Source organism: Exiguobacterium sp. A1_3_1, from assembly GCF_048985645.1.
Lineage (GTDB): Bacteria > Bacillota > Bacilli > Exiguobacteriales > Exiguobacteriaceae > Exiguobacterium_A > Exiguobacterium_A indicum.
Window position 1 is genome coordinate 1 of sequence record NZ_WBYY01000237.1, and the last position, 3,857, is coordinate 3,857.

The window sequence follows — 3,857 nt, forward strand, 5'->3', positions numbered from 1 at the left end:
GAGTAGAAGAGGGAGTATCCGTTCGCTTAGCGGACCGGGCGAGCCGAAAGACGAATACGGTCTTTCTCGCGCATGAACGATGGCTGACGTTCTCACGTCGTTACGCCACGTGGTGGCAGGCAATCCTTGCGCGCTTCGAAAAGTTTGAATCATTTTTCCTCGACGTAACATTCGAAGGAGACGGGGAAAAATTACAAATTAAAGAGACAAGGACGGAGTGGCTACGCAATACGACACATTTTGTGATTCGCAAAGACGGACGCGATGTCGGAACAATCCGCACCGATGCGGCACTGCGACAACAATTACGACTGCAAGAAGTGTTACTTGTCTCGTATGCCGATCAGGCGTATCAGATTCGGTCCTCGACGCTTACGCGAAAAATCGGTGTCTATCAAAACGGGGACTGTATCGCGACGGGGTCACGACACGGAGCGCGACTCGTCTTTGACTGTGACACGAATGAACGTCTCTTAGCCGTCGCCAGTATGATCGTCTTTCGACTTGTTTATTCGAAATGATTTTATTTCAAATACCTAATTTAGAAAGGAATTTATCATGATTCAATTTCAAGGAAGTCCAGCATTACATACTAAACGGCTACGATTACGGAAGGTTCAACTGTCAGATACGGAAGCCATGTTTCAAAACTGGTTATCGGACGATCGTGTCATGCGTCATTTGATCAAAGGACCACACGAGACGATGGCGCAGACGAAAGCACGCGTAACAGAAGTCCTTGCTTCCTACGAAGAGAAAACCTTTTGCTATTGGGGGATAGAAGAGAAACACAGTGGAACGTTGATTGGTGTCATCGATCTATTTGCTTTCGATGCGACGACGGACCACTGTGAGGTCGGTTATTGTATCGGATACGACTGGTGGAATAACGGATACGGTAGTGAGGCTTTAACTGCAGTCCTTGCCTTTGGTTTTCAAGAGATGCATATCCATAAAATTTCAGCAGCCCATAATATCGACAATCCAGCTTCCGGGCGGATCATGCAGAAGGTCGGCATGATTCAAGAGGGAACGGTACGGGCGATGATCCGCAATGCAGCAGGAGAGTATAAGGATTGTGCGATCTATGGGCTGCTTCGTGAAGCATATGACATGAAAAAAAATCTTTAATTCAAGTCAAAAAACGCGATGTTTCCTCATAAAGAGGAGCATCGCGTTTTAAGTTTTTAACCGGTCTTTCGGATCGATTCGAATAATCGTCCCTTATAGACGTCGGCAATCGTATTGAGGAACGTCTCGCTCAACTTTTTCGGGAAGAACGGTTTTGCATACACATAATGATACGCCTTTTTCAAATCATCCCATTGTGTACACGGTTCGGTTTGACGGAACCGAGCGACGTCGATGATCCGTGTTCCGTTAGCGGTCAAAAGGATATTACGTAAATGGATGTCTGATGGGTTCAAACCGACGGATCGTGCTTGTGCTAAAGCCGTATCGACTGTCGTTAAGACGGATTCTGGGATGAACGTCCCGCTGACGAGACATTCGAATAACGTTTGACCTTCAATGTATTCAAGCACGATATAATCGGCACCGTATTCGTAGACTTGCGCATACGTCGGAAAATCAGTCAACTGTGCGTAGATGCTCCCTTCGAGATCAGCGAGCGTTCGAAACGACGGGTAAAATTTCTTGATGACGCGATCTGTTCCGCGGATGCGAAAGACGAACGCACTTCGTCCTGTCCCGATTAAGTCAAGTTCACTCGGAAGATGCTCGATCGTACAAACGAAGCCTGTTTCTTTCAATTGGATCAATTGCGCTAACTCAGCGTCAGTTTTCAATGGTGTCACTTCCTTTCCTCCTTCATTTCTTATACCCATTATACGCTCATCTGACAGGAAAAGTTTCAAAAATCACTTGTGTGTGAAAGTTTTGAACATTATGTGATATGCTAAAAATGTTACACTGTTACATACTTCAAGGGGGTTTTTAATCATGTCAACGACACAACAATGGCGCGACCATTTCGATGGTCTTCGCGCATACGAAGAAGCCGTCGCATTACTTTACTGGGACATGCGGACATACATGCCGGATCAAGGCGCAGCAAACCGTTCCGCGTCGATCGGATTCCTCTCGACAGAGAGCTTCCGTCGCCGGACAGGCGAAACATACCAACAATTACTAGCAGCAATGGAGCAAGAGACGCTGACGGGCATCGAAGCGATCTCGTTCGCAAAAGCAAAAGAGGCATTCGATCGCGACTCGAAGATTCCAGAAGCCGAGTACCAAACGTTCATCACGTTGATCTCTGAGGCAGAGAGCGTCTGGGAAAAGGCGAAGGACGCAAACGATTGGTCGATGTTCGAACCATACATCGAGAAAATCGTCGCGATGGAGCGCCAGTTCGTCGAGTACTGGGGCTATGACGCGCACCCATATGACGCATTGCTCCATGATTATGAGCCGGGGATGACGGTCGCGACACTCGATCCGTTGTTCGCAGAACTTCGTCAAGCAATCATTGGTTTGCTCGGTCAGCTCGAAGGAAAAGACTTCCCGACGCTTGATTGGTCAGCGGACCGCGAGACACAGATCGCCTTGAACCAAGAGTGGCTCCGCGATATCGGCTATGATTTCACGTCTGGTCGCTTGGATGAGACGGTCCATCCGTTCCAGACGACGATCAACCGGAAGGACGCACGCATCACGACGAAATACGATGAGAACGACTACCGGAACTCTGTCTTCGGCACGATGCATGAAGCCGGACACGCGACGTATGAGCAAGGGATCGAACCGGAACTCGATTCACTCGGTCTTGGTGACGGGGCTTCGATGGGGATTCACGAATCACAATCACTTTTCTTTGAGAACTTCATCGGACGCAACCAAGGATTCCTCGACGCACGTTATCATGGCTTACAACAAGCGATTCCGTCACTGGCTGACGTTCCGTTCGAACGCTTCTATGCCGCGGTCAATGAAGTCAAACCGTCACTGATTCGGATCGAAGCCGATGAATTGACGTATGCGCTTCATATCATCATCCGCTATGAGCTGGAAAAACGCTTGATGACGAAAGAGCTCGAAGTCAAGGATCTTCCGCAAGAATGGAACCGCCTCTATAAAGAGTATCTCGGTGTGGATGTGCCGAGTGACGCAAAAGGCGTCTTACAGGACGTCCATTGGTCAGGTGGCTCGTTCGGTTACTTCCCAAGTTACGCGCTCGGTCTCGTTTATGCGGCACAGCTGAACGAAGCGCTTCGTCGTGACGTCGATAACGTCGATGGTCTAATCGCGGCGGGAACACTCGCTCCAATTAAAGGCTGGTTGAAAGAAAACATCCACCGTCACGGGAAATCGAAGACACCGGCTGAACTGATCGAAGCAGCAACAGGGCAATCGATCTCGGTCGCACCACTCGTCAACTACTTGACGAAGAAATACACGCGTGTCGTCGAGGCACTCTGATGTTGTGGTTCGCACACCGCGGCGTCAGTGACCGTTTTCCGGAGAACACGCTCGAAGCCATCGCTGCTGCGATTGAAGACGACGTCGATGGGGTCGAATTCGATGTCCATTTCTCAAAGGACGGTGTCGGTGTCATTATTCACGATGAGACCGTCAACCGGACGACGAACGGGACAGGACGTGTCATCGACATGACGGTTGCTGAACTGCAGGCGCTGGATGCTGGAGCACGATTCAAAGGGGAACCGATCAAGACGAAAATTCCAACGCTTGACGAAGTCCTCGCAATCCTCGCACCAGCAACCCTGCGGCTCAACATCGAGCTGAAAACGGATACGATTCGCTATGACGGGCTTGAAGCGTATGTCCTTGAACGCTGTGCCGCACACGGCATCGCGACCGACCGGCTGTTATTC

The 3,857-nt window shown here is 49.6% G+C and carries 5 protein-coding genes; 4 read left to right on the plus strand and 1 reads right to left on the minus strand.

Translation table 11 applies throughout. The annotated features are described in order from the left end of the window. Together F8N00_RS16845 and F8N00_RS16850 are read left to right on the plus strand one after the other, a co-directional pair. Positions 1–521 (plus strand): hypothetical protein (locus tag F8N00_RS16845; RefSeq protein ID WP_421018631.1); only part of this gene is annotated, 521 nt, incomplete at its 5' end. 37 nt (positions 522–558) lie between these two features. Beyond that, a complete protein-coding gene (locus F8N00_RS16850) occupies positions 559–1,131 on the plus strand; it encodes a GNAT family N-acetyltransferase (RefSeq protein ID WP_075642326.1) in 573 nt (190 codons plus the stop codon). Between the two features lie 56 nt (positions 1,132–1,187). On the opposite strand, the gene F8N00_RS16855 is transcribed toward F8N00_RS16850, so the two are convergent. After that, positions 1,188–1,817, minus strand: a complete 630-nt coding sequence (locus F8N00_RS16855) for a Lipopolysaccharide core heptose (II) kinase (RefSeq protein WP_023468282.1) — start codon at positions 1,815–1,817, stop codon at positions 1,188–1,190. Positions 1,818–1,962: 145 nt separating this feature from the next. Between F8N00_RS16855 and F8N00_RS16860 the strand changes: the two genes are divergently transcribed. Together F8N00_RS16860 and F8N00_RS16865 are read left to right on the plus strand one after the other, a co-directional pair. Beyond that, positions 1,963–3,441 carry a carboxypeptidase M32 gene (locus F8N00_RS16860; RefSeq protein WP_421018632.1) on the plus strand — a complete coding sequence of 493 codons (1,479 nt, stop codon included), beginning with the start codon at positions 1,963–1,965 and terminating at the stop codon, positions 3,439–3,441. Next, a partial coding sequence (locus F8N00_RS16865; RefSeq protein WP_421018633.1) for a glycerophosphodiester phosphodiesterase family protein occupies positions 3,441–3,857 on the plus strand: 417 nt, incomplete at its 3' end. The genes F8N00_RS16860 and F8N00_RS16865, both read left to right, overlap by 1 nt.